General features: G+C 73.7%; 22 protein-coding genes. 5 read left to right on the top strand and 17 right to left on the bottom strand.

Annotation, left to right across the window (positions count from 1 at the left end; genetic code table 11):
• Positions 1-135 precede the first annotated feature (135 nt).
• Positions 136-1,503, top strand: a complete 1,368-nt coding sequence (locus ABD230_RS06290; RefSeq protein ID WP_344370498.1) for a hypothetical protein — start codon at positions 136-138, stop codon at positions 1,501-1,503.
• A gap of 20 nt (positions 1,504-1,523) precedes the next feature.
• On the opposite strand, the gene ABD230_RS06285 is transcribed toward ABD230_RS06290, so the two are convergent.
• Genes ABD230_RS06285 through ABD230_RS06275 form a run of 3 tightly spaced genes read right to left on the bottom strand, consistent with a single transcriptional unit; the run spans position 1,524 to position 4,614 of the window.
• A complete protein-coding gene (locus ABD230_RS06285) occupies positions 1,524-2,555 on the bottom strand; it encodes a lactonase family protein (protein WP_344370495.1) in 1,032 nt (343 codons plus the stop codon).
• A 3-nt stretch (positions 2,556-2,558) separates the two neighbouring features.
• Complete coding sequence (locus tag ABD230_RS06280) at positions 2,559-3,845, bottom strand: alpha-hydroxy acid oxidase (RefSeq protein WP_344370492.1); 1,287 nt, start codon at positions 3,843-3,845, stop codon at positions 2,559-2,561.
• A 16-nt stretch (positions 3,846-3,861) separates the two neighbouring features.
• The gene (locus tag ABD230_RS06275; RefSeq protein ID WP_344370489.1) at positions 3,862-4,614 is read right to left on the bottom strand and encodes a FadR/GntR family transcriptional regulator; all 753 of its coding nucleotides are present in this window, start codon (positions 4,612-4,614) and stop codon (positions 3,862-3,864) included.
• Between the two features lie 117 nt (positions 4,615-4,731).
• On the opposite strand from ABD230_RS06275, the gene ABD230_RS06270 reads away from it, so the two are divergent.
• Positions 4,732-5,220 (top strand): DUF1707 SHOCT-like domain-containing protein, encoded by a 489-nt coding sequence (locus ABD230_RS06270; protein ID WP_344370487.1) that lies wholly within the window; start codon positions 4,732-4,734, stop codon positions 5,218-5,220.
• A gap of 12 nt (positions 5,221-5,232) precedes the next feature.
• Here the strand turns inward: ABD230_RS06270 and ABD230_RS06265 are convergent, their stop codons facing one another.
• From ABD230_RS06265 to ABD230_RS06250, 4 genes are all read right to left on the bottom strand, one after another.
• Positions 5,233-5,577: a CU044_2847 family protein gene (locus ABD230_RS06265; RefSeq protein ID WP_344370484.1), complete on the bottom strand. Its 345-nt coding sequence runs from the start codon at positions 5,575-5,577 to the stop codon at positions 5,233-5,235.
• 36 nt (positions 5,578-5,613) lie between these two features.
• Positions 5,614-7,323, bottom strand: a complete 1,710-nt coding sequence (locus tag ABD230_RS06260) for a CHAT domain-containing protein (RefSeq protein WP_344370481.1) — start codon at positions 7,321-7,323, stop codon at positions 5,614-5,616.
• An 87-nt stretch (positions 7,324-7,410) separates the two neighbouring features.
• The gene (locus tag ABD230_RS06255; RefSeq protein WP_344370478.1) at positions 7,411-8,427 is read right to left on the bottom strand and encodes an NYN domain-containing protein; all 1,017 of its coding nucleotides are present in this window, start codon (positions 8,425-8,427) and stop codon (positions 7,411-7,413) included.
• Positions 8,428-8,484: 57 nt separating this feature from the next.
• Positions 8,485-10,584, bottom strand: a complete 2,100-nt coding sequence (locus ABD230_RS06250; RefSeq protein ID WP_344370477.1) for a CHAT domain-containing protein — start codon at positions 10,582-10,584, stop codon at positions 8,485-8,487.
• 159 nt (positions 10,585-10,743) lie between these two features.
• Between ABD230_RS06250 and ABD230_RS06245 the strand changes: the two genes are divergently transcribed.
• Positions 10,744-11,709 (top strand): aldo/keto reductase, encoded by a 966-nt coding sequence (locus ABD230_RS06245; protein WP_344370476.1) that lies wholly within the window; start codon positions 10,744-10,746, stop codon positions 11,707-11,709.
• Positions 11,710-11,757: 48 nt separating this feature from the next.
• Here ABD230_RS06245 and ABD230_RS06240 read toward each other — a convergent pair whose 3' ends face one another.
• Positions 11,758-12,726 carry a serine hydrolase domain-containing protein gene (locus ABD230_RS06240; protein ID WP_344370473.1) on the bottom strand — a complete coding sequence of 323 codons (969 nt, stop codon included), beginning with the start codon at positions 12,724-12,726 and terminating at the stop codon, positions 11,758-11,760.
• Positions 12,727-12,770: 44 nt separating this feature from the next.
• On the bottom strand, positions 12,771-13,721 hold the full coding sequence (locus ABD230_RS06235) for a 2-hydroxyacid dehydrogenase (RefSeq protein WP_344370470.1): 951 nt from the start codon (positions 13,719-13,721) through the stop codon (positions 12,771-12,773).
• 68 nt (positions 13,722-13,789) lie between these two features.
• Here ABD230_RS06235 and ABD230_RS06230 point away from each other — a divergent pair, with 68 nt between their 5' ends.
• Entirely contained in the window at positions 13,790-14,350 is a 561-nt protein-coding gene (locus tag ABD230_RS06230) for a hypothetical protein (RefSeq protein WP_344370467.1), read from the top strand.
• Here ABD230_RS06230 and ABD230_RS06225 read toward each other — a convergent pair.
• The 5 genes from ABD230_RS06225 to ABD230_RS06205 form a co-directional block, all read right to left on the bottom strand.
• On the bottom strand, positions 14,344-15,804 hold the full coding sequence (locus ABD230_RS06225; protein ID WP_344370465.1) for a rhamnulokinase: 1,461 nt from the start codon (positions 15,802-15,804) through the stop codon (positions 14,344-14,346). The genes ABD230_RS06230 and ABD230_RS06225 overlap by 7 nt on opposite strands.
• The gene (locus tag ABD230_RS06220) at positions 15,801-17,837 is read right to left on the bottom strand and encodes a bifunctional aldolase/short-chain dehydrogenase (RefSeq protein WP_344370462.1); all 2,037 of its coding nucleotides are present in this window, start codon (positions 17,835-17,837) and stop codon (positions 15,801-15,803) included. Before ABD230_RS06220 ends, ABD230_RS06225 begins: the two co-directional genes overlap by 4 nt.
• Positions 17,838-17,865: 28 nt before the next feature.
• Entirely contained in the window at positions 17,866-18,729 is an 864-nt protein-coding gene (locus tag ABD230_RS06215; protein WP_344370460.1) for an alpha/beta hydrolase, read from the bottom strand.
• 91 nt (positions 18,730-18,820) lie between these two features.
• Entirely contained in the window at positions 18,821-19,987 is a 1,167-nt protein-coding gene (rhaI, locus tag ABD230_RS06210) for an L-rhamnose isomerase (RefSeq protein WP_344370457.1), read from the bottom strand.
• The gene (locus ABD230_RS06205; protein ID WP_344370455.1) at positions 19,984-20,385 is read right to left on the bottom strand and encodes an L-rhamnose mutarotase; all 402 of its coding nucleotides are present in this window, start codon (positions 20,383-20,385) and stop codon (positions 19,984-19,986) included. The genes rhaI and ABD230_RS06205 overlap by 4 nt, the downstream gene beginning before the upstream one ends.
• Before the next feature lie 128 nt (positions 20,386-20,513).
• Between ABD230_RS06205 and ABD230_RS06200 the strand changes: the two genes are divergently transcribed.
• Positions 20,514-21,521: a LacI family DNA-binding transcriptional regulator gene (locus ABD230_RS06200; RefSeq protein WP_344370449.1), complete on the top strand. Its 1,008-nt coding sequence runs from the start codon at positions 20,514-20,516 to the stop codon at positions 21,519-21,521.
• A 258-nt stretch (positions 21,522-21,779) separates the two neighbouring features.
• On the opposite strand, the gene ABD230_RS06195 is transcribed toward ABD230_RS06200, so the two are convergent.
• The 3 genes from ABD230_RS06195 to ABD230_RS06185 form a co-directional block, all read right to left on the bottom strand.
• Entirely contained in the window at positions 21,780-23,435 is a 1,656-nt protein-coding gene (locus tag ABD230_RS06195; RefSeq protein WP_344370445.1) for a M28 family metallopeptidase, read from the bottom strand.
• Positions 23,436-23,605: 170 nt separating this feature from the next.
• Complete coding sequence (locus ABD230_RS06190; RefSeq protein WP_344370442.1) at positions 23,606-25,120, bottom strand: MFS transporter; 1,515 nt, start codon at positions 25,118-25,120, stop codon at positions 23,606-23,608.
• 5 nt (positions 25,121-25,125) lie between these two features.
• Positions 25,126-25,587, bottom strand: coding sequence for a MarR family winged helix-turn-helix transcriptional regulator (locus tag ABD230_RS06185; RefSeq protein ID WP_344370439.1), 462 nt, complete (start codon positions 25,585-25,587; stop codon positions 25,126-25,128).
• Positions 25,588-25,671 lie beyond the last annotated feature (84 nt).

Below are 25,671 nucleotides of genomic sequence, written 5' to 3'. Positions count from 1 at the left end.
GGGACGGAGCTTACGGTTCGCGGACATGGCCCGCAGGCCGCACCCACCCCGACGCCCTCCACGCGGGCGCACCGTCGCCGTTCCGTAAGAAGTCCACCCCTGCCGGGGTCGGGGCCGGGTTCGTAGTCTCGGAGGGTGCAGGTGGAAGCGGAGGGCGCGCGGGCGTGGCGCGGGCGCCGTGTGCTCGTCGTCGCGGCGCCCTGGATCGGTCTCGGCATCGCGCTCGCGCTCATCGCGCTCGCGATGATCGTCCCGCCGCTGCTGGGCCAGAGCGTGCACATCCGCTCGTTCCCGCCGCTGCACGCCGAGTGGATGCCGCGGCTCGGGCCGGGCACCGTGCCGGCCGTGCTGCTCGCCGTGCTCGCCGGGGTCTGGGGCGTCGGGCTCGCCCGTCGGCTCCGCTGGGGGCTGCTCCTCGTCGTCGCCTACGCGGCGGGCGTCGCGTGGATGGTGAGCCTCGCGACCGTCGACGGCTGGGACGGCATCGGACAGGTGCTCGAGCACAGGTACGAGTACCTCGGCACGGCACGCGAGGTGACCGACTTCGGGGCGACGCTGCGCGACTACGTCGCGCACATCCCGCTCGACTCCGTCGACAACTGGCCCGTCCACATCGCCGGCCACCCGGCGGGCGCGCTGGCCTTCTTCGTGGTGCTCGTGCGCCTGGGCCTCGGCGGTGGGCTGGCGGCGGGCGTCGTCGTGCTGCTCATCGGGGCCACCGCGCCGATCGCGGTGCTCGTGCTGCTGCGCCGCCTCGGTGCGGAGGATGCGGCGCGGCGCGCGGCGCCCTTCCTCGCGATGGGGCCGGCCGCGATCTGGATCGCGGTGTCGGCGGACGGCATGTTCGCGGCCGTCGCCGCGTGGGGACTGTGCGCGCTCGGTGTCGCGGCGACCGCCCGTCCCGCGTGGCCGAAGGTCGCCTGGAGCGTGCTCGCCGGGCTCCTGCTGGGGTACTGCGTGATGCTCTCGTACGGCCTGCCGATCCTCGGCATCCTCGCCCTCGCCGTCCTCGTGCTGGGGCGCGACTGGCGGCCGCTGCCGATCGCGGCGGTCGCCGCCCTCGCGGTGGTGCTCGCCTTCGCCGCGTTCGGGTTCGCGTGGTGGGAGGCGTTCCCGGTGCTCGTCGAGCGCTACTGGGACGGCGTCGCGAGCCGCCGGCAGTTCACCTACTGGGTGTGGGGCAACCTCGCTGCGCTGTCGATCAGCGCCGGCCCGATGGCGGGCGCCGCAGTCGCGACGGCGGGTGCCCGCGCGACCGCGTGGCGCTCCGAGCCACGGCCCGAGCGCGTCGTCATCGTGCTCGCGCTCGCCGCGGCGGCGACGATCGTCGCCGCCGACCTCTCCCAGATGAGCAAGGCCGAGGTCGAGCGGATCTGGCTGCCGTTCGTGCCCTGGCTGCTGGTCGGCACGGCGCTGCTGACCGATCGGTGGCGGCGCTGGGGCTTCGCCGGCCAGCTCGCGTTCGCGCTCGTGGTGCAGCACCTGCTCGTCACGAGCTGGTGACCGCGCCGGTCAGCGTCGGGTCAGAGCGGGAGGACGCAGGTGGGGGCGCGCAGCTCCAGCACCCGCGTCGCCGCGCCCGTGACCAGGTCGACCTCGACGAGCGCGTCGCCGAGCTGGGCCGCGACGACCACGGTCCGGTCGTCGAGGTGCGCGTGGTGGCGGGGCCAGGCGGCGCCGACGGCGTGCTCGGACGCGAGCCGCGGGCGCGCGGCATCCGTCGCGTCGAAGACGCTCACCGTGTCGCGGCCGCGCACGAGCGCGGTGAGCAGCCGGCCGGACGGCGCGTGGTCGAGGTGGGAGGGCTGCACGACGTCGTCGGGCCCCGCCGCCGCGCGGGCCACGGTGGGCGTCGCGCTCGCCGGCCGGAACGACGTCGCGTCGACCTCGAACGTGTGCAGGTCGCCGTCGAGCTCCCCGACCACGTGCAGCAGGCCGCCGCGCACGACCATGTGGCGGGGGCCGGTCCCCGCGGGGACGTCGAGGGTCCGCACGATGCGGAGGACCGGTGCGCCGTCGGTCCCGTGCTCGACGGCGAACTCGTGGATCGCGTCGCCGCCGAGGTTGCTCACCACGTGGGTGCCCCACGGGGTCGCCACGATCTCGTGCGCGTGCGGCCCGGCCTGGCGGTCGGCGACCGGTCCGCCTCCGGCGGGCAGGGGGAGGGTGGCCGGCGCGCCGAGTCGGCCGGCGTCGTCGACCGGCACGGCGGTGATGGACCCCGACGTGTAGTTCGCGACGAGCACGACGCCGAGGTGCGTCGCCGCGACGACGTGGCACGGGTCGGCCTCGCCGTGCTCGACCACGTCGATCGGGGCGAGGTCGTCGCCGTCGAGGCGGAAGCTCGCCACCGATCCGGACGCGTTCTCGAGGACCGCGAACACCAGGTCGCCCGATCGCGCGACGAACGACGGGTTCGACGCCGTCGCCGATGTCACGATCCGCCACGCGCCGTCGGCCGAGCGCTCCGCGAGGAGCACCGACGGCGCCGGTCCGTCCGGCGTGTACGACCCGAGGAGGACGCGGCGACTGCGGGGCTCCAGGTGCGAGGACATGGCTCAGACCCTAGTCGGCATCCGATCCGCCGCCTGCTCGCCGGCCGCCGCCGCCGGGGCGGCGACCGGGACGAGGCGCGTGAGCTGCGTGACGTGCTTCGGGGTCAGCTCGTCGAGCGTGGCGACCTCGAGCAGCTTCATCGTGCGGACGATCTCGCTGCGCAGGATCTCGATGGTCCGGTCGACGCCGCGTCGGCCGCCGGCCATGAGGCCGTAGAGGTAGGCGCGGCCGACGAGCGTGAACCGGGCGCCGAGCGCGATCGAGGCGACGATGTCGGCGCCCGACATGATGCCGGTGTCGACGTGCACCTCGAGGTCGTTCCCGACCTCGCGGACCACGTGGGGCAGCAGGAGGAACGGCACCGGTGCGCGGTCGAGCTGCCGCCCGCCGTGGTTGGAGAGCACGACGCCGTCGACGCCGGCGTCGGCGAGCAGCTTCGCGTCCTCGACCGTCTGGACGCCCTTCACGACGATCTTCCCGGGCCAGATCCGGCGGATCTCCTCGAGGTCGGCGAACGAGATCGTGGGGTCCATCGCCGAGTCGAGCAGTTCGCCGACGGTGCCGCCAGTGGACGAGAGCGAGGCGAACTCGAGCTTCGGCGTGGTGAGGAAGTTGATCCACCACGCGGGGCGGGGGATGGCGTTGACGATCGTGCCCAGCGTGAGCTGCGGCGGGATCGAGAAGCCGTTGCGCTTGTCGCGGAGGCGGGCTCCTGCGACGGGCGTGTCGACGGTGAAGAACAGCGTGTCGAAGCCGGCGGCCGCCGCGCGCTCGGCGAGACCGTACGAGATCTCGCGCTGCTTCATGACGTAGAGCTGGAACCAGTTGCGGCCGTTCGGGTTGGCCGCCTTCACGCCCTCGATGGACGTCGTGCCGAGCGTCGAGAGCGTGAACGGGATGCCGGCGGCGCCGGCCGCACCGGCGCCGGCCTCCTCGCCCTCGGTCTGCATCATGCGCGTGAAGCCCGTCGGCGCGATGCCGAACGGCAGGGCGCTCGGCCCGCCGAGCACCTCGCGGCTGGTGTCGACCTCGGGCACGTTGCGCAGGATCGACGGGTGGAACTCGATGTCGAGGAACGCCTGGCGGGCGCGGGCGAGCGAGATCTCGGCCTCCGCCGAGCCCTCGGTGTAGTCGAACGGCGCCTTGGGTGTGCGGCGCTTCGCGATGGCGCGCAGGTCGCCGATCGTGAGCGCCTGCTCGAGGCGCCGGTCGGTCGGGTTCAGCGTCGGCGTCTTGAACTTCATGAGCTCGGCGAGCTCGCGGGGCTTGGGGAACTGGCGCTGGACCATGCTCGTCCTCTCTTTCCTACGGGTGGGCGGGCGCCTCCGGGGCGCCGGCGTCGGGGGAGATCTCGGCGTAGTAGCCGGAGATGTGGTCGTGGAGGCGGGTGCGCGCGGCGTCGGCGTCGCCGGCGCGGATCGCGTCGAGCACGCCGCGGTGCTCGGCGCGCAGCCGCGCGGCCGTCGTCGTCCAGTCGGCGATGCGCGCCTGCCCGGCGAGGGCGTAGCCCTCGATGCCGCTGCGGAGGCCGGCCATCGTCGCGGTGACCACCTGGTTGCCGGATGCCTCGGCGAGGGCGAGGTGGAAGGTGGCGTCGAGCGCGAGGAACTCGGCGGGGTCGAGGCCGGGCGCGTCCATCGCGTCGAGCAGTCGTGCCGCCGGGGCGAGGTCGGGGTCGGGTGCCGCGGCGAGGTCGGCCGCGACGTGGGTCTCGAGCAGGAGTCGTGTCGCGACGATGTCGGCGACCGGGAACCCGCTCGCGGCGACCTGCAACCGCATGAGGGCGCTCATGCCGCCGCCGGGCGTGGCGATGATGATGGCGCCCGCCGTCGGCCCGGACCCGGTGTGCGTCCGGATGAGGCCGAGCACCTCGAGCACGCGGAGGGCCTCGCGGACGCTCGATCGGCCGACACCGAGGTCGGCGGCGAGCTGCCGCTCGCCGGGCAGCCGATCGCCCGGGGCGAGCTCGCCGTCGAGGAGCCGGCCTTCGACGTGCTCGAGCACGGCCTGCCAGGCGCGCGGCTCGATGGAGCGCGCGGATGCCGTGTCGCCGCCCATGTCGTCTCCCTCACCGCCGATGTGTGGTCTGACCACAGGGTAGCAGATGTGGTCAGACCACACATCGGGGTCTTTCGTCACTAGCGACGCGCGCCGATGCCGGGGCATCATGCCCGCATGAGCGGATACGCCGACCCCGATCGCCCCCAGGAGCGCCTGAGCGACGCCGAACGCGAGGAGGCCGTGTCGCGACTCGCGGCCGCGCAGGCCGAGGGTCGCATGAGCCCGACCGAACTCGACGAGCGATCGGCGGCGGCGCGGGCTGCGAGCACGCGAGGCGACCTCGCGCCCCTGTTCGCCGACCTGCCGGCGATGGAGCCGGTCCGCGCACGGCCGGAGCCCTCGAGGCTGCCCGAGCCGACGCCCACGTGGGCGCCGCTGCCGCAGGATGCGGAGCCGGGCCCGCGGCGTTCGCGCGCGCTCGGCGGGCGCGCCGGCGAGATCATCATGGGGCTCTCGCCGTTCGTGGCGCTCCTGCTCTTCTTCGGGTTCGGCTTCCTCGTGCCGGGCGGCTTCACCTGGTCGTGGCTGTTCTTCTTCCTGATCCCGATCACCGGCATCATCATCTACGCCGGCGCGGGCGACCGGTCGGGCGCCCCGCGCTGAGCGCGGACCCGGTCAGGCGCCGCCGCCCGGGCCGGGCTGCCGCCACCGCATCGTCACGCGGAAGTTCGCCGACGAGTCGGCGCTCGCGATGAACGCGCCCACCTCGAGGCTGACCTGGATGCCGAACTCGACCTCGAGCTCGTCGGGCGCGTCGTCGTGCTCGCGGAGCTGCCGCAGGAGCGAGCGGACCGCCGGCCGGGCGTGCGCGAGCACGTCGTCGAGGTTCTGCTGCGTGCGCTCGACGAGCCCGCCGGCGCCCCCGCCACGCGTCGTGACGCCGGGCGCGATCGCGTCGTCGGCCACCTCCACGGCCACCTCGTCGCCGTCGGCCGTCGTGTAGATCGCCAGTCGTCGCATCCGTCGTCTCCTCCGTCTCCGGTGTTCGTCGTCACGTCACTGCGCGGGCACGACCGTGACCGTGACCTCGAACGCACCGGTGTTGTCCGCGATCGTCGTGTCGTTCAGGCCGAGCACCAGCGTTCCGCTCACCGGGCACACGTAGTGCGCGTTCGATCCGATCGGGAAGAGCGGGTCGTCCGTGTCCTCGAGCGAGCCGATGAGCGCACCGGTGGGGACGTCGGCGATGATCCGGTCCTCCGGCTGAACGCCCTCCGCCATCCCATCCGGACCGAACGGGGCGCCGCCTGCGCCCGGCTGCGCCTCGCCGGTCGCGGTGATGTCGAGCCGGCTCCCCTCCTCGCACCACGCCTCGGTCCACGTGGAGGTCGCGTCCGCGTCCACCTGCACCACCATCCGCGACGTCCCGCCGATGCCCTCCACGGCGTCCGAGCCGCCCGATCCGTCGGAGCCGCCGTCCGCCGTCTCCCACGGTCGGACGGCGACGAGCACGGCGACGACGATCGCGACGGCCGCGGCGGCGACGCCCGCCCACGGCAGCCAACGGGGCACGGCACGGGTCCGCCCGGACGCGGGCGGGGACCCGCTGACAGAAGAACCCGGCGGGGCGGCCGGGGGCGCGCCGCCGCCCGCCGCACCGGCGGCCGGACTCGCGAAGAGCCGCGTCTCGTCGCCCCGCACGTACAGGATCGGGGTCACCCACTCCAGCGTGCCGCGACCGGTCCCCAGGATGCCGATGCGCCCGCTCCGGACCGCGTCGTCGACCGGCCGGCCCTGTGCGAGCGCCGTGTAGAACCCGCGCGCGAAGGCGAGCGCCGCTCCGTCGCTGATCGAGTACTGCATCGCGACGACCGAGCGGATGCCGCTGTGCGCCAGCGCCGCGGCCGTGCCCGAGAACAGGTCGGACGGGCTCGCGGCACCGGAGTCGCACGAGTTCAGCACGACGAGCGGCGGCGTCGGTTCCGCCTCGTCGAGGAGGTCGGCCAGGGCGTGCGCGGGCACGAGGTCGGCGCGTCCGTCCGGGTCGACGAACGCGAGCACGCCCTCGTCGGCGGCCTCGTCGTAGTCGCCGTGGCCGATGAAGTGGAGCACGTGCCATCCGCCCTCGAGCAGCCGGGCGTGCACGTTCGCCCACGACGCCTCCTCCAGCCAGGCCAGCTCGACGAGACCCGCATCGACCTGGGGCCGCAGCGCGTCCTCCAGCCGCTCGCGCTCGGCCTCGACGTCGAGCTGCGGCAGGCCTCTCGGCGACGCGACCAGGGCGAGGATGCGGAGCGGGCGCTCGATCGCGAGCGGCGCGGTCGAGTGCGGCGACGGGACGTGGCGCACCAGCGGCTCGCGCCGGCACAGGTACGTGCCGTCCGTCGGGTCGAACAGCGTCTCCCACGGCAGCGCGGCCAGCTCGGCGGAGGTCAGTCGGAGCACGAGCTGCAGACGCCCCTCCCGCTCGGCCGCGACGGCGGCGCTGGCCCGGTACGCGGCGCCGACCTCGCCCTGGAACGTCGCCTCGAACAGGGTGCGTCCCACGTCGCGCAGTGCGGCCTCGGTCGCGGGCAGCACCCGCCGCGACGGGACCGCCGACGACAGCACGCTGGCCTCGAGCAGCGGACGCCGGGCGGTCAGCGCGTCGACGTCGAGCCGCACCGAGGCGGACGGCTCCCCGCCACCCTCGGAGCGGAGCACGCGGACCAGGTAGGTGCCGGCCTCGGGGGTCGGCCCGATCTCCAGTTCCAGCACCGCGTCCATCCGGGCTCCCGAACGGCCTCGGACCGGCACGCACCGCGAACGGGCCGTTCCCCGAATCATCCCAGAACGGCCGCGGGAAGGGGAGGGTCAGCCCTTCTTCGGGCGGATCCGGACTCGGTTCTGGCCGGAGTCCTCGTCGAGCTCGACGACGCCGCCCCGCGACTTCAGGAAGTCGGTGAACGACGCGAAGCCGAGCTTGCGCTCCTGGAAGCTCGGATCCATCCGCAGCATCTGGTTCTTCACCGACCCGGACATCTGCCATTCCTCGTCGCTCTTCGCGCGCATGAGCTCGAGCGCCTTGAGCAGCAGCCGGCCGGGGTTGCGGGGTCCGGGCTGCGCCTCGTCGGCCGGCTTGGCGTCGGACGGGGCGGACTCGGTCGCCTTGCCGCCCGACTTGGCGGGCTTCTTCGGCTCGGACTTCGGCTCGGACTTCGCGGAGCCGGAGCCCGCGCCCCCGCCTGCCCGCGCGGACCTCGCCGGGGTCTCGGCGCCCGCCGCCTCGCCGTTCGACGCGCCCTCGGCCTCGTCGTCGCGCACCGCGGCATCCGTCGCCAGCAGCGCGTCGTAGTCCGCGTACTCGTCGCACGCCGCCGTGAGCGCGCGGCTCGTGCCGCCCGCGACGCCGATGCCGACGACGTAGCGGCCGAGCTTCTTGGCCTTCTGCGCGAGTGCGACGTAGTCGGAGTCGCCTGCGACGATCACGAGGTGCGAGAGGTTCTCGATGAGGAAGAGGTCCTCGATGGCGTCGACCGAGAGGCGGATGTCGGCGCCGTTCTTCGTCGCCGAGAGGGGGAACAGCTGCACGAGGTCGACCGCGCGGTCGATGAGCTGCGTGCGGTAGCTCGCGTTCACGGGGGTGGACCAGTCGGCGTAGGCGCGGGCGATCGCGATCGTGCCGTACGTCGCGGCGAAGTCGAGCACGGCGTCGACGTCGACCGTCGCCTCCTGGAGGCGCCGGCCGGCCTGCGTGCCGGGGGAGACGCTCTTCGTCCGGCTGGTGTCCTTGCGGTATGCGCCGTCGCCGTGGAGCTGGTCGTACCGCGAGATGACGATGTTGTCGAAGTCGAAGTACAGGGCGACACGGGGTTCTGCCGATGCGGGCATGGGGACCTTCCGTCGGGATACCCCTCGATCGTAGGCCCGCCGCCCCTCGGCCGCGGCTCACGTCGCCGGGTGGAACCAGACGTCGGCGGTGAATGCGCCGCGGTTGTCGGCGGGGGCGTCGTCGTTGACGCGGAGCCAGAGCGTCCCGGCGTTGGGGCAGCGGTAGGCGGCGGTCTCGGTCACCGCGAACCGCTCATCGGCGGTGTCGAGCCCGCCGATGACGGCCGCGAACGGAAGGCCGGACACGACGCGGGGCCCGCCGGTCGCGGCCCCCTCCGGGCCGACGCCGGACGCGTCGGTGCCGTCCCAGCGCATGCGTCCCGCGGCCTCGACGTGGAACGTGTCGCCCGCCGTGCACGCGAGGCCGGTCGTGACCCACCCGGCGCCGTCCTCGAGCGTCACCTCGGCGTCCGCCGGACCCGCCGCGAGCGCGCCCTCGTCGGGCGCCGCGGCGGAGGCGGCCCCGTCCGCAGGACCACCTCCGGTGCCCTCGTCGGTGTTCGCCGCGGAGCCGGTCGTGCTGCCGGAGCCGGTGGCGCCGCCGTCGATCGCCGAGAACACGATCGGCGCTGCGATGGCGATGGCGGCGGCGACGAGGATCGCGACGACGACCCAGGGGATCCAGGGCGGCGTGCGACGCTTCGGCCGGGGTCCGGGCGACGGGCGTGCCGCCGTCGTCCGGGGCGGTCCGGGCGGGCGGGTCCCGGCGGTGCGTCCGGTCGTCGTGGGCGTGGGGGCGGTCCACCAGGGCGGCCCGTCCGTCAGCGGCGGCGATGGTCGCGGCGGCGGCGTCGTCGGCGGCTGCCGCAGCGGAGGCGGCGGTGGCGGCGGTGGCGGGGGCATCGGGGTCTCGCGGACCGTCGGCGGCCGGGCGGGCACGACGGGCGTCTCGAGCGCCGCACCGGGTGTCGTCGGTTCCGGCTCGGCCGGCGGTGCCGGCTCCGCTTCGGCCGCCGGTTCCGACTCCGGCTGGGGCTCGGGCTCCGGCTCGGGCTCCGGCTCGGGCTCCGGCCGGGCTGCAGGCGGCGCCGCGATCGGCTGCGTCCGCTCCGGTGGGTGGATGTCGAAGAGCCGCGTGTCGTCGCCGCGCAGGTAGAGCACGGGCGTCACCCACTCCAGCGTGCCCCGGCCGGTTCCGAGGATGCCGATGCGGCCGCTGCGCACGGCCTCGTCGACGCCGCGACCGTGGGCGAGCGCCGAGTAGAAGCCGCGCGAGAACTGGATCGCCGCGCTGTCGCTGATCGAGAACTGCATCGCGGCGACCGCGTGGATGCCGCTGTGCGCGAGGGCGGCCGCGGTGCCGGAGAACAGGTCGGCGGTGCCGCCCGCACCGGAGCGGCAGGAGTTCAGGAGCACGAGCCTCGGAGTCGGCTCGGCCTCCTCGAGCAGGTCGGCGAGGCTCGAGGCGGGCACGTAGTCGGCGCGTCCGTGGTCGTCGACGAAGGCGAGCACCCCCTCGTCGGTCTCGGTGTCGTAGGTGCCGTGCCCGATGAAGTGCAGCACGTGCCACTCGCGGTCGAGGAGCCGGTCGTGGACCTCGGGCCAGGTGACCTCGGTGAGCCACTCGATCTCGACGCGTCCCTCGGCGATGTGCGAGCGAAGCGCGGCGTTGAGCAGGTCGCGCTCGCGTTCGGCGTCGAGCGGTGGCAGGCCGCGCGGCGACGACACCATGGCCAGTACGCGCAGCGGTGGCTCGATGCGGAGGGCGGGCGGCGAGAACGAGGCCGGCACGTGCCGCACGAGCGGGTCCTTCCGGCAGAGGTACGCCCCCTCCGCCGGATCGAAGAGCGCCTCCCACGGCAGCGCGGCGAGGCCGGGGGCCCGCAGCCGCAGCGCGATCTGCACCCCCGTGCCGCGCTCGGCCGCGACCGCGACGCTCGTGCGGTACGCCGTCCGGACCTCGCCCGTGAACGCCGCCTCGAAGAGCTTGCGGCCGACCTGCTGCACGGCCGCCTCCGAGTCGGTCATCACCCGTCGCGTGGCGACCGCCGACGCGAGCACGCTCGACTCGATGTCGTCGCGCCGGTCGACCAGGGCGTCGAGGTCGAGCGAGAACGTCTCGCTGGGCTCGCCGCCGCCGATCGAGCGGAGCACGTGGACGACGTAGGAGTCCGGATCGGGCCCCGGCCCGATCTCCAGCTCCAGTACGGCCTCCATGTGCGAATCATCCCGCGGTCGGGCCGGGTGCACCAGCGTGGAGGCCCTGAACCGCGGTTGCGGGCGTGCCCCGACCCCGGGGTCCGCACCGGTCCGGAATACGGTCCGGCGCGATGCGTTGTCGGTCGGAGAGCGTCCGAAGCCGAACCGAGGAGCCGCATGACCGAGACCGCCGCCGCACCCCGCACCCGCATCGCCGACACCGAGCTCGAGGTGTTCCCCCTCAATCTGGGCGGGAACGTCTTCGGCTGGACCGCCGACGAGCCGACGTCCTTCGCGGTGCTCGACGCGTTCGCCGAGGCGGGCGGGAACCTCGTCGACACCGCCGACGGCTACTCGCACTGGGTGTCCGGGCACACGGGCGGCGAGAGCGAGGCGATCATCGGCCGCTGGACGGCGGCGCGCGGCAACCGCGACGACGTCGTCATCGCCACGAAGGTGAGCACGCACCCGTCGTTCCCAGGCCTCTCGGCCGCGAACATCCGTGCCGCGGCGGATGCCTCGCTGCAGCGCCTCGGCACCGACCGCATCGACCTCTACTACGCGCACTTCGACGACCCGTCGGTTCCGCTCGAGGAGACCGTCGGCGCACTGTCGGGCCTCGTCGACGCGGGGAAGGTCCGGGCGATCGCCATCTCGAACTACACGCCGGAGCGCATCGACGAGTGGTTCGCCGTCACCGCGGCGAACGGCTTCCACCGCGCGGTCGCCCTGCAGCCGCACTACAACCTCGTGGAGCGCGGATACGAGCACGGACTGCGCGAGCGCGCGGAGCGCGAGGGCCTGGCGGTGCTGCCGTACTTCTCGCTCGCGAAGGGCTTCCTCGCCGGCACGTACCGCGACGACGCCGACGCGACCCGCGCCGGAGCGAGCCCGCGCGCCGGGGCGGCATCCGCCTACCTCGACGACCGCGGTCGCCGCGTGCTCGCCGCGCTCGACGAGGTCGCGGCCGCGCACGGGGTCGACGTGGCATCGGTGTCGCTCGGCTGGCTGCGGCGGCAGCCGACCGTGCTCGCGCCGATCGCGAGCGCGCGCACGCCCGAGCAGCTGCCGGCGCTCCTGGCCTCGGCGACGCTCGAGCTCGGCGACGACGAGCTCGCCCGGCTCGACGCGGCCTCGGCCTGACCGTGCGCGCGGGCCGTCGCGGCGACGACGGCCCGGGCGCGCCGCGGTTCAGGCCGCCGCGGCCACCGCGTTGTGCAACTCGTCGCCGTCGGCGCCGAGCCGCCCGAACCCACCGCCGATGTTCGTCAGGAGCACGAAGCAGACGCCGAGCGACGGGGTGATCCAGAACTCGGTGCCCGCCCAGCCGCCGTGGCCGAACGTGTCCGACGTGAGCAGGCCGGGCGACGAGTGCCGGAGGTTCCAGGTGAACCCCCAGTCCTGGCCGCGCGAGGCGGGATACGGCTCGAGCTTCTGCAGGCCCGCCGTGAGCGGACGTCGCATGGCCGCCGCCGTCACCGGTGCGACGACCGCGCCGTCGTCGCGCAGCAGCGCGCCGCCGAGCGCGAGCAGGTCGGCCGCACGCCCGAGGAGCCCGGCGCCCGGGTGCCGCAGCGTGGCGAACCGGGCGTAGTCCAGGCCCTGCGCGGCGGCGTCGACCGGCTCGTGCCGGGACGCGTCGGCGTCGAAGGTGAACCCCGGCGCGTCCGCCCGGTCTCCGACGTCCGCGACGGCCCGCTCCCACGGCGAGCCGGACGCGTCCTCGATGAGGGCCGCGATGCCCTCGAAGGCGATGGTCGAGTACCGCGAGACGGTGCCCGCGGCGAAGTCCCTGCCGGGCGCCAGCAGCGACGCCCGGAGGTCGGGCGCGTCGAGGGGAGGCTCGACGATGCCCGACGTGTGGCTCGCGAGGTGGCGGAGCCGGACCAGGTCGTCGCGCCCGGCGCCGAAGCCGGGCAGCGCGCGCTCGAGCGGCGTGTCGGGCGTCAGCCGGCCCTGCTCGACGAGCCGCAGTGCGGCGAGCCCGACGATGGGCTTCGTGATCGAGAACAGCGGGTAGTGGTCGTCGACGGATGCCGCGCCGAACGCGTCGAGCGCGACGACGCCGTCGGCCGTCCCGACGCCGAGCACCGCCGTGGGCAGCACGCCGTCCGCGACGCGCCGGCGGACCCAGTCGAAGGCGTGGTCGAACTGCGGCATGGGGGAGTCCTCTCGGGTCGCGGGTCCTGGATCGGCCCGGGCGGTCAGCTGCGGAGCACGACGTTGCGCGGCTCGTCGCCGCGCAGCATCCGCTCGACCTGGTCGCGGAGCAGCCGCGCCATGCGCGGCATCATCGCCGTCGTCGCGCCGCCGACGTGCGGCGACACCAGCACGTTCGGCAGCGAGAACAGCGGATGCCCGTCGGGCAGCGGCTCGGGGTCGGTGACGTCCAGCGCGAAGCGGAGCCGGCCGCTCGTCGCCTCCGCGAGGATCGCGCGCGTGTCGGCGACGGCCCCGCGCGCGACGTTCACGACGAGCGCGCCGTCCGGCAGTGCGGCGAGGAAGCCGGCGTCGACCATCCCGGCCGTCTCGTCCGAGAGCGGCACGACGACGATGACGACCTCCGCCGCGGGCAGCAGGTCGGGCAGTTCGTCGGCGCCGTGGATGCGTCCGCGCTCGTCGTCACGCGCGTGGCCGGCGACGCGGGTCAGCTCGACCTCGAAGCCCGCCAGGCGCGCCTCGATCGCCCTCCCCACGCCGCCGTAGCCGACGAGCAGCACGCGACGGTCGGCGAGGCTCGCGTGGCGTGCGGGCGCCCACCGGCCCTCGGTCGCGGCGCGCACGAAGTCGGGGATGCCGCGCTGCGCCGCGATCGCGAGGCCGACCGCGAGCTCCGCCGTGGACGTCTCGTGCACGGAGGCCGCGTTGGCGAACAGGTGGCCCGGGGGCAGCGCATCGGCCACGTCGTCGTACCCGATCGACTGCGACTGCACGAGGCCGACGTCGACGCCGCGCAGGGCGCCGAGGCGTGCGGCGGCGCCCATGTAGGGCGGGACGACGATGCCGATGCGACGCCCGTGCGCCTCGGCGGGCGGGGGGCCGGCGAGGTCCCAGAGGACCACGTCGACCCCGTCGGGCACGCCGCCGGGGGTCGCGGCGAGGGCCCGGCGCAGGGTCTCGCCGGGCACGGTCACGAGGAGGCGCTGGTCGGTCATGCCTCGATCCTCGCAGAGGGTGCCGTGCGCATCGCGGCCCGCGGCGAGCGACTGGTACGGTGACGCGCATGGAGGAGCCGGAGCCCGCACCCGCGTCGACGCATCGCACCTCGCGCCGACGCCGTCGTCGCGACGACCTGCCGGTCGAGGAGCGGGCCGAAGCGCTCAAGGAACGCGTGTACGCGACCTTCACCGGGCTCGCGATCGTGCTCGTGCAGCACGAGAACGCCGACCACATCAGCGCCGAACGCGCGACGCTCACCCTGCTCGTGGGCATCGTCGCCATCACGGCGGCGGGCTTCGTGGCCGACGTCATCTCCCACCTCGTCGTCCACGGCGACTTCCCGCGCGGGCCCGAACTCGGCCGGATGGTCCGCGTGGCCGGCTCCGCGCTCGGCTCGGCCAGCGTGCCGCTGATCCTGCTCGTGCTCGCGATCCTCGACGTGTTCGAGCTGCAGGGGGCGCTCACGGCCGCGTCGATCGTCTACATCGTCACGCTCGCGCTGATCGGCTACGTCGCGGTCCGCCGCAGCCGCCTCTCGTGGTGGGAGCAGGTCGTGGGGCTCGGCATGCTCGTGCTGCTCGGCCTCGCCGTCGTCGGCCTGCAGCAGCTCGCGCACGGTCACTGAGGCGCCTCCGGCCGGGCGCAGCGCGCCGACGGCTCGTGGCGGACGGGCTCGAACGCCCGCGCGACCAGCGCGCGCAGCGCCTCGAGGTCGCCGTCGGCGAAGCCCTGCGCCCGCGCCTGCACGAGCACATTGCCGATCGCGGTCGCCTCGACGGGTCCGGCGAGCACGGGGATGCCGGCCCGGTCGGCCGTGCGTCGGCACAGCAGCTCGTTGAGCGCACCGCCGCCGACGACGTGGATGGTCTCGACGTCGACGCCCGAGAGCACGGACGCGGTCCGCACCGCGCCGGCGAACGCCTCGGCGAGGCTCTCGATGATCGAGCGCGCGACCTCGGCGCGGCTCCGCGGTGCGGGCACCTGGTGCTCGGCGCACCACTCGGCGATGCGGCCCGGCAGGTCGCCCGGCGCCAGGAACCGCGGGTCGTTCGCGTCGAACACGGCCACCTCGCCGGTGACGGATGCCGCCGCCGCGAGCAGCTCGGGAAGGTCGATCGCCTCGCCGTCGCGCTCCCACCAGCGCACCGACTCGCTGAGCAGCCACAGGCCCATGACGTTGTGCAGGAACCGGACCCGGCCGTCGACGCCGCCCTCGTTCGTGAAGTTCGCCTCGCGCGCGGCATCCGTCGTCACCGGCCGTTCGAGCTCGACGCCGACGAGGCCCCACGTTCCGCACGAGATGTACGCGGCCGACTCGGCGCGCATCGGCACCGCGACGACCGCGGACGCCGTGTCGTGCGAGCCGACCGCGACCACCTCGAGGCCCTCGGGCGCGCCGAGGTCCGCGGCGACGTCGGCACGCAGTGCGCCGATCGCGGTGCCCGGGTCGACGAGGGGCGCGAAGACGGACGCCGGCAGGCCGAGCCGCGCGATGAGCTCGTCGTCCCACTCGCCCGTCGACACGTCGACGAGGCCGGTCGTGGACGCGTTCGTGCGCTCGGCGACGGCCGCGCCGGTGAGCTGGTACGCGATGAGGTCGGGCACCAGCAGGAGCGAGCCGGCGAGGTCGAGCCATCCGCCCGCCCGCTCGGCGGCGAGCTGGTACAGGGTGTTGAAGGGCAGGAACTGGAGCCCGTTGCGGCGGTACAGCTCGGCGAACGGGACCTGCGCGTGGACGCGTTCGACCGCGGCCTCATTCCGGGCGTCCCGGTAGTGGAACGGCTCGCCGAGGACCCGGTCGCCGCGGAGCAGGCCGTAGTCGACCGCCCACGAGTCCACGCCGATCGAGCGGACGCCGGGCTCGCGTCGGAACGCGTCGGCCAGGCCGTTCGAGAGGTCGCGGTAGAGGCCCGTGAGGTCCCAGTGCAGCCCGGAGGCCATGCGCACCGGGCCGTTCGGGAACCGGGCGACGTGGTCGAGGTCGAGTCGGCCGGCCGCCTGGTCGACGTGGCCGACGATCACCCGCCCGCTCGTCGCCCCGAGGTCGACCGCGGCGACCGCGCCCGCGCGTCCGGTCATCGGAGGAACGCCGCGGCCACGCCGGAGTCGACCGGGACGTGCAGGCCAGTGGTGCGGCTGAGCTCGGGACCCGTGAGCACGTACACCGCGTCGGCCACGTTCTCGGGGACGACCTCGCGCTTGAGGATCGTGCGCTGCGCGTAGAACTTGCCCAGGTCCTTCTCCTCGACGCCGTACGTGGCGGCGCGGTTCGCGCCCCAGCCCGACGAGAAGATGCCCGAGCCGCGCACGACGCCGTCGGGGTTGATGCCGTTCACGCGCACCCCGTGCTCGCCGAGCTCGACCGCGAGCAGGCGCACCTGGTGCGCCTGGTCGGCCTTCGTCGCCGAGTACGCGATGTTGTTCGGTCCCGCGAACACCGAGTTCTTCGAGGAGATGTAGATCACGTCGCCGCCGAGCCCCTGGTCGATGAGGGCCTTCGCGGCGGCCTTCGAGACGAGGAAGGAACCCTTCGCCATGACGTCGTGCTGCAGGTCCCAGTCCTTCTCGGTGGTCTCGAGCAACGGCTTCGACAGCGACAGGCCGGCGTTGTTGACGACGAGGTCGATGCCGCCGAACGCGAGCACCGTGGCGTCGATCGCGGCCTGCACGCCCTCGGCGTCGGCGACGTTCGCGGCGACGCCGATCGCGACATCCGTGCCGCCGAGCTCGGCGGCGACGGCCTGCGCCTTCTCGAGGTCGAGGTCGGCGACGACGACGCACGCGCCCTCGGCCGCGAGGCGCGTCGCGATCGCCTTGCCGATGCCGGAGGCGGCGCCCGTGACGAACGCGATGCGGCCCTGGTGGGTCTTGGGCTTCGGCATCCGCTGCAGCTTCGCCTCTTCCAGCGCCCAGTACTCGATGCGGAACTTCTCGGCGTCGGAGATCGGGGTGTAGGTCGAGAGCGCCTCGGCGCCGCGCATCACGTTGATCGCGTTGACGTAGAACTCGCCGGCCACGCGCGCGGTCTGCTTGTTCGCCCCGTAGCTGAACATGCCGACGCCCGGCACGAGGACGATGAGCGGGTCGGCGCCGCGGATCGCGGGGGACTCGGCCGTCGCGTGCGCGTCGTAGTACGCCCGGTAGTCGGCGCGGTACGCCTCGTGCAGCTCGCGCAGGCGGGCGAGCTGCTCGTCGACGCTCGCCGTGGCCGGAAGGTCGAGGATCATCGGCTTGACCTTGGTGCGGAGGAAGTGGTCGGGGCAGCTCGTGCCGAGCGCGGCCAGCTCGGGCGCGCGCTCGGACGCGAGGAACTCGAGCACGACGTCGGAGTCGGTGTAGTGGCCGACCATCGGCTTGTCGGTCGAGGCGAGCCCGCGGATGGTCGGGGCGAGCGCGGCGGCGCGGGTGTGGCGCTCGGCCTCCGGGAGCGCCTCGAAGCCGGCGCGGACGCCGCCGAACGGGGCCTCGTCGCCGTGCTCGGCGATGTAGGCGGCGGCGGTGTCGATGATCCAGAGCGAGTTGGCCTCGGCCTCCTCGGAGGTGTCGCCCCACGCGGTGATGCCGTGGCCGCCGAGGATCGTGCCGATCGCCTGCGGGTTCGCCGCCTTGATCTCCGCGATGTCGAGGCCGAGCTGGAAGCCGGGGCGGCGCCACGGCACCCAGACCACCCGGTCGCCGAAGACCTTCGCCGTGAGCTCCTCGCCGTCTGCCGCGGTCGCGATCGCGATCCCCGAGTCGGGGTGCAGGTGGTCGACGTGGGCGGCGTCGACGAGGCCGTGCATGGCGGTGTCGATCGACGGCGCCGCACCGCCCTTGCCGTGGAGGCAGTAGTCGAACGCGGCGACCATCTCGTCCTCGCGGTCGACGCCGGGATAGACGTCGACCAGGGCGCGCATCCGGTCGAGGCGGAGCACCGCGAGCCCCTGCTCCGTCAGGGTCCCGAGGTCGCCGCCCGATCCCTTCACCCAGAGCAGCTCGACGGGCTCGCCCGTGACGGGGTCGGTGTCGGTGCCCTTGGCGGACGTGTTGCCGCCGGCGTAGTTGGTGTTCTTCGGGTCGGCGCCGAGGCGGTTCGACCGCGCGATGAGGTCGGCAGCAGCCTGGTTCGTCATGAGGTGATTCCTTCGATGGTGGAGGTGGTCAGGTGCGGTCGTGGGCGCCGGCGTCGGCGCCGGCCGCGGCCGGGACGCTCGTCGGGCGCGGCGGCAGGTCGGCGATCCAGTCGAGGGCGCGCTCCACGGTCGCGGAGGCGGCGGGCTCCTCGGGCCGGTTCAGGTGGCCGTGCTCGGTGCCGGGTTCGGTCACGACGATGACGGGCACGCCGGCGGCCGCCAGCGTCGCCGCGAACGCCTCGCCGGAGACGCGGAGCTCGTCGGCCTCGCCGTTGACCATGAGCACGGGCGGGAAGCCGGCCACGTCGGCGGGCGTCGCACGGCCGGGCACGGCGGGAAGCGGCGCGTCGTCGACGGGGCCGCCGAGGTAGTCCTCGTACATGGCGCGCACGCGCGCCGGCCCGAACCGGTCGGCGGCGGGATTCGCGTCGAGCATCGCGCGGAGCGCGGGGTCCGGCGCCGGCTGCACGGCGAGGAGGGTCGGGTAGGCCAGCAGCACCCCGGCCGGGATCGGCGCGGCGCCGCCGAGCGCGCGGAGCACGGCGCCCGCCGTGAGGTTGCCGCCCGCGCTCGCCCCGCCGGCGATGATGCGCGCCGGGTCGACGCCGAGGTGCCGGGCATGCGCCGACGTCCAGCGCCACGCGGCGAGCACGTCGTCGGACGGCTCGGGGTAGCGGCATCCGCCGCCGGCGAGCCGGTAGTCGATCGAGACGACCGTGACGCCCCGCGCGGCGAACGCACGCGAGACCCAGTCGGCCTCGGGCATGTCGAGGTCGCCTGCGACGAAGCCGCCGCCGTGCGCCCATACCAGGGCGGGCGTCGGGCGCTCGGTCGCGGCATCCGCGGGGTAGACGCGCACGAGTCCGTCGGCGTCGTCGTACGGGGCGGTCATGGGCGCATCGTCCTCTCTCGTCGTGCGGGTGATGCGTCGCGGATGCCGGGGCAGGGGGCGGACACCCGGCACCCGCGACGGGTCTGGATGGTCAGGCGCCCCAGCCGGCCTGCACGCCGCCGACGCGTTCCTCGGCGATGCGCGCGAGGTATCCGGACTCGGCGAACGCGGTCATCGGGTCGGCCGCCAGGCCCCGCGACTCGCGCCACTCGGCCAGGGTGGGGCGCACGTCGGTGTAGAACGCGTCCATGAAGATGCGGTTGGCCTCGAGCACGTCGCCCGACACCTGCGCGGCGCGCAGCGCGTCGGTGTCGACGAGCAGGGCGCGCGCGGTCATCTCCTGCACGTTCAGCACGGAGCGGATCTGGCCGGGGATCTTGTCCTCGACGTTGTGGCACTGGTCGAGCATGAACGCGACGTCGGGGTGGTTGAGCCCGCCGCCGCGCGCGACCTCGTAGATGATGCGGAACAGCTGGTACGGGTCGGCGGCGCCCACGATGAGGTCGTCGTCGGCGTAGAAGCGGCTGTTGAAGTCGAACGAGCCGAGCTTGCCGAGGCGCAGCAGCTGCATGACGATGAACTCGATGTTGGTGCCGGGCGCGTGGTGGCCCGTGTCGAGGCAGACCATCGCCTTCTCGCCGAGCGCGGCGACCTGGGCGTAGCTCGTGCCCCAGTCCGGAACGTCGGTGTGGTAGAACGCGGGCTCGAAGAACTTGTACTCGAGCACGAGGCGCTGCTCGTCGCCGAGGCGGTCGTAGATAGTCTGCAGCGACTCGTGCAGGCGGTCCTGACGGCCGCGCAGGTCGGCCTGGCCCGGATAGTTGGACCCCTCGGCGAGCCAGATCTTGAGGTCGCGCGAACCGGTCGCGTGCATGATGTCGATGCACTCGAAGTGGTGGTCGATCGCCTTCCGCCGGACGGCGGCGTCCTCGTGGGTCAGGGCGCCGAACTTGTAGTCGTCGTCCTGGAAGGTATTCGAGTTGATGGTGCCGAGCGCGACGCCGAGGCCCTCGGCGTGCGCGCGGAGATCGTCGTAGTCGTCGACCTTGTCCCACGGGATGTGCAGCGCCACGGTCGGCGCGAGCCTGGTGTAGGCGTTGACCTGCGCGGCATCCGCGATCTTCTCGTACGGGTCGCGGGGCGTGCCGGGGGTGCCGAACACCTTGAAGCGGGTGCCCGAGTTGCCGAACGCCCAGCTCGGCAGTTCGATCGCCTGGAGCTCCAGCTGGTCGAGGACGGTCTGCGGAATCGTGCTCACTGTTCGCTGCTTTCTGTGCGGAGGGTGACGGATGCCGCGTCGGCGTCGATCGCGGCGAGCTGGTCCTCGAGGTGGAAGACCTCGGGAAGTCGTGGGGCGCCCTGGTCGGGGCGGGCGCCGTCGAGCGCGACGAAGAACCCGGCCATCTCGGCCTCCCACGGCGCGGTGCGCGGGTCGTTCGCGAGGGCCGCCTGGGCGTCGTCGTCGTCGTCGACCTCGTAGTAGCCGATGAGCAGCCCGTCCGGGCGGAGGAACAGCGAGTAGTTGCGCCGGCCGGATGCCTCGATCGCCCGGAGCATGTCGGGCCGGACGGCCGCGTGCCGTTCGCGGTACTCGTCGAGGCGAGCGGGGTCGACCTGCAGCTGGAAGCAGACCCGCTGCGTGGTGCCTGTGCTCATCGTCGAGCTCTCCTTCGTCGTGAATCGTTTCAAACTGTAGACGACGTTGGCGCGAGGCGCAAGGGGAATACGTTTTCCGCCATGATTCCAGCGTACGCCTCGTAGACTCCGACGCGGGAGGGAGTTGGATGGCAGTCAGCGTGCGCGAGGTCGCGGCCGCGGCATCCGTGTCGGTCGGCACCGTCTCGAACGTGCTCAACCGTCCGGAGAAGGTCGCACCCGACACGGTCGCGCGCGTGCTCGCGGCGATCGAGGAGCTCGGCTTCGTCCGCAACGACGCCGCGCGGCAGCTGCGCGCGGGTCGCAGCCGGTCGATCGGCCTCGTGGTGCTCGACGTCCGCAACCCCTTCTTCACCGACGTCGCCCGCGGGGCCGAGGATCGCGCGGCCGAGGACGGCATGACGATCCTGCTCGGCAACAGCGACGACAACCCGGACCGCGAGCGCGCCTACCTCGACCTCTTCGAGGAGCAGCGCGTGCACGGCGTGCTCATCTCGCCGCGGGGGGAGGACCTGCCGCGCCTCGAGCGCGCGCGGTCGCGCGGCGTGCCCGTCGTGCTCGTCGACCGCGAGTCCGAGGACCGGAGCTTCTCGTCGGTCGCCGTCGACGACGTCGTCGGGGGCGAGACGGCCGTGCGCCACCTCATCGACGTCGGTCGGCGCCGCATCGCCTTCGTGGGTGGTCCGGCATCGATGCGCCAGGTCGCCGACCGCCTGGAAGGCGCGCGGCGGGCGGCCTCGGAGGTCCCCGGCGTCACCCTCGAGGTCGTCGAGACGGAGGGCACCACCGTGCTCGAGGGGCGCGCCGCCGGCGAGGCGATCCGCGACCGCGCGCCCGAGCATCGCCCCGACGCCATCTTCTGCGCCAACGACCTGCTCGCGGTCGGCGTGCTGCAGGCCCTCATCATGCTCGGCGACCTCCGCGTCCCGGACGACATCGCCCTGATCGGCTACGACGACATCGACTTCGCGCAGGCCGCCGTCGTGCCGCTGTCGTCGATCCGCCAGCCCGCCTGGCTCATCGGCTACACCGCCGTCGACCTGCTGCTGCGCGAGGCCGGCGACGGGGCCGACGCGACGCACGAGCAGGTGCAGTTCCAGCCCGAGCTCGTCGTCCGCGAGTCGACCGGCCGCTGACCGCGCGCGCCCGCACCCGCCGAGGTCGCGCGAATCGACCGACCCACGGTCCCGGCGGGTCGATATGCGCGACATCACGAAACAGGGCGGGCGCGCGGGCCGCGCGCCCGCCCGCCGAGGTCGCGTGAATCGACCGATCGGCGGCATCCGGTGGTCGATTCGCGCGACATGGACGGAACGGGTGCGGAGCCCGTCGCGGGCGCGGAACGGGACCGGCCCCCCGCGTGGACGCGGAGGGCCGGCCGTGCGATCCGAGGATCAGCGGAACAGGTGGGCGCCCAGGTGGTCGCCGGCCTTCTCCGCCGCCTTGGCCGAGGCCTTCGCCGTGCCGTTCACGGACGACGTCGACATCGCGTACGTGAGGACCGCGTGCGCGATGGCGTCGGCCATGTCGCCGAGGCCCTGCTGGTTGACGTTGCTGATGGTGCCGTCGTACTCCAGCGCACCGCCGTACGCGGCGTTCAGCGCCTCGTAGAGGTCGGCGTCGGCCCCGTCCCCGACCGGGTCGAGGCTGTCGCAGGCCTGGTGGTAGCACGGGTCGTACGACACCGGCTCGCCGTCGAACTCGGCGAGACCGCCGTACAGCGGCACCTGGTCGGCCGTCTTCGCGCCCTCGGCGCCCGTGAACAGGCCGCCCGCCGGGATGCCGGCGGTGATGAACGCGTCGTAGTCGGAACGTCCGTCGAACGCCGTGGGCTCGGACGCGACGCCGATCGACTCGAAGAAGTCCGAGAAGAGGTGCTCGATGTTGTCGCTGCCGCTCGGGCCCTTGATGCCGAACGCGTCGCCGTCGCCGTCGTACACGAAGTTCGCGTAGTTGGGCGAGCCGACCATGTCGAAGTTGAGGTAGAGCTCGATCTTCTTCGACTCCTGCTTCGAGAGCGAGTCGACGTAGAACTGCGAACCGAGCAGGCCCGCCTCCTCGGCGCCCCACCACGCGAAGCGCACGGCGTTGCGCGGCTGGATGCCGAGCTCCGCCATCTGGAGCGCGGTCTCGAGGATCGAGGCCGAGCCGGAGCCGTTGTCGTTGATGCCTGCGCCGCTGGACACCGAGTCGAGGTGGGCGCCGGCCATGATCACGCGGTCGGTGCGCCCGGTGGGCGTCTGCGCGATGAGGTTCTGCGTCGGCACGTCGAGCTCGATGAGCGTGTCGGTCTTCAGGTGCATGACGACCTCGCCGGAGGCGAGGAGCGACGCGAGCTCGTCGCCGATCTCGAACGAGGTGCCCACGACCGGGATCGGGTCGCTGAACGCGTCGCCGAGCGTCGCGTTCAGGGTCTCCTGGCGGCCGTCCTGGCCCTCGTTGAAGATGATGACGCCGCTCGCTCCGGCGTCGTACGCGTTCTCGGCCTTGAGCGAGAAGTTGCACGACCCGCGCTGGACGAGCGCGATGTTGCCCGAGGTGAAGCCGTCGAAGTCGGACGCCTCGCACCCGCTGGTCGAGGTGTTCGCCGAGCTCCCCGGCGGGAGCACGAGGTCGACCGCCTCGAGCGGCGCGGTGACGTCGCCGCTGCCCGAGTACTCCGCGGTGACGAAGTCCTCGAAGAGCACGTACGACGTCGGGTCGGGGGAGACGCGATCCATCTCCGCGTCGCTCAGCTCGGTGAAGGAGTTGAACGTGAAGTCCTGCCTGGTCGTGACGTAGCCGGCCGCGTCGAGCACGCTCTCGATGTAGTCGATGGACGCGCCGTACCCCGGCGTGCCGCTCGCTCGCGTGCCGCCGTTGGCGTCGGCGATGGCCTGCAGCTCCTCGAGGTGCGCCATGATGCCGTCGGAGGTGACGGCGTCCTGCAGCGCGGTCGTGTTCGTCGGTACCGCGGCCTGGGCTCCGGTCGCGGTCAGGGCGATCGCCGCGGTCGCGGCGACCGTGGCGAACGTGGCGTTCCGAGTTCTTCTTCTCACGGTCTCTCCCATGGGGTGGTCAGAACCGGGGGCACGGTGCCGTCCGGGTCATCCGGACACGCCGGCGAGGCGGTGCCGGATCCGACCAACCATCACCCGGGGGGTGAACGAGGTCAAGGGGTGGACACCGAAGTCGCGCGGATGCGACCGGCGTCGGCGCCGACCACGCCTCGAATCGGGCGTCAGCCGCCGGATCGTTGCGTCGCGGCGCGGCCGCGGCGCACGGTCGGGATCGGTGCGCCCGGGGGCGCCGACGCGGTCGAGGCCGCCGCCGGCGTCGGCGCGGACGACGGACGTCGCGCGGTGTGGCGGCCGGGCACGCCGGCCGGCGCCGGCTCGACCACCTCGATCGGCGCCGTCGCCGCGACGAGGTCGATCGGCGCGGTGCTCGTCGTCGGCAGGTCGACGGGCCGCGTGATCGGCACGGCGATCGCGGCGGTCGGCGCCTCGGCGTACGACAGCGCGAAGCGCGGCATCCGCCCGCCCGCGGGGTGCCGGACCACGCGCAGGCCGCGGGAGACCACGAGCCACCCCAGGCCGATCAGGGCGGCCAGGCCGGCGGCGACGGCGGCGACGCCGAGCGCCCATCGCGGCCCCCAGGCGTTGGCGACGGCGCCGACCAGCGGCGCGCCGATGGGGGTGCCGCCGGAGAGGATCGCCATGTAGAGCGCCATCACCCGGCCGCGCAGCAGCGGGTCGGTCGTGGTCTGCACGTACCCGTTCGCCGTCGTGAGCATCGTGACCGCGCCGAACCCGATGAAGATCGTCGATGCGGCGAACAGCCAGTAGCTCGGCATCACGGCGGAGACCGCGGCCGCGGCGCCGAAGAGGGCGGCCGCGACGATGATCACGCGCATGCGCGCCCGGTCGCGTCGGGCGGCAAGCAATGCGCCCGTCAGCGAGCCGATCGCGAGGATCGAGTTGAGCACGCCGTACTCGCCGGCACCGCGGCCGAACTCCACGGCCATGGTGGAGGAGAAGATGGGGAAGTTCATGCCGAACGCGCCGACGAGGAACACGATCGCGAACACCACGACGAGGTCGGGGCGCCCCGCGACGTAGCGGAATCCCGCGACGAACGCGCCGCGTTCGCGCGAGGCGCGCGGCGTGCGGCGCAGCGTCGAGCCACGGAGCTTCGCCAGGGCGACGAGCACCGCCACGAAGGTCACGGCATTGATGACGAACACCCATCCCGTGCCCACCAGCACGATCAGCACGCCCGCGAGCGCGGGCCCGATCATGCGCGCGGCGTTGAACGACGCCGAGTTCAGGGCGACGGCGTTCGACATGTTCGACGACGAGACGAGGTCGGCGACGAAGGTCTGCCGTGCGGGGATGTCGACGGCGTTGACGATGCCGAGGAGGCCGGCGAAGACGAAGAGGTGCCACAGTTCCGCGTGCCCGAAGATCAGCAGGAGCCCGAGCGAGAGCCCGAGCAGCATGAGCGCCGACTGGGTGAACATGAGCACCTTGCGCCGCTCGAAGCGGTCGGCGATGAGGCCGGTCACGGGCACGAGCAGCAGCTGCGGAGCAAACTGCAGGGCCATCGTGATGCCGACCGCGAGCGCGTCGTTGTCGGTGAGTTCGGTGAGCACGACCCAGCTCTGGGCCGTGGCCTGCATCCAGGCGCCGATGTTCGAGACGAGCGCGCCGACGAACCAGATGCGGTAGTCGACGGAGGCGAGGGAACGGAACATGGATCTCACTGGTCGGTGAGCCTCCTGAGGATCTCGGTGGCGGATGCGAGCGTCTCGCGCTCGTCGGGGGAGAGGGCGGCGAACCGCTTGGCCAGCCAGGCGTCGCGGCGGCGGCGGGTCTCGCGGACGATGTCCTCGCCGGCCTCGGTCGCGTGCAGCAGCACCTTGCGGCCGTCGTCGGGCGACCCCTCGCGCACGAGGAGTCCCGACTCGACGAGGCAGTTCACCGTGCGGTTCATCGACGGCGGCGTGACCCGCTCGAGCTCGGCGAGCCGGCCGGGCGTGAGCGGGCCCTCGCTCGCCGTCCATGCGAGCGCCGCGTACTGCGTCGCACTGAGCTCGGTGTCGGCGCGCTCCTGCCGGATGCGACGGGCCAGCCGCATGACTGCGAGGCGGAACTCGGTGCTCTGCTCGCCGAGGGTGGGGCGGCGCCCGCGCACGGGTGCCTGGGCGGTGGTGTCGGTCACGTCGTTAGCATAACAAATTAGCGTGCCTAATGATTCCGGGGCCGACGGATGCCGATTCCGCCCGATTCCGGCCCGACGCGTGTC

This window comes from Agromyces tropicus (assembly GCF_039531345.1).
In the GTDB taxonomy this organism is placed as follows: domain Bacteria; phylum Actinomycetota; class Actinomycetes; order Actinomycetales; family Microbacteriaceae; genus Agromyces; species Agromyces tropicus.
The sequence above is the reverse complement of the archived record's forward strand: the minus strand, read 5'-3'. Positions and strand labels throughout refer to the sequence as shown.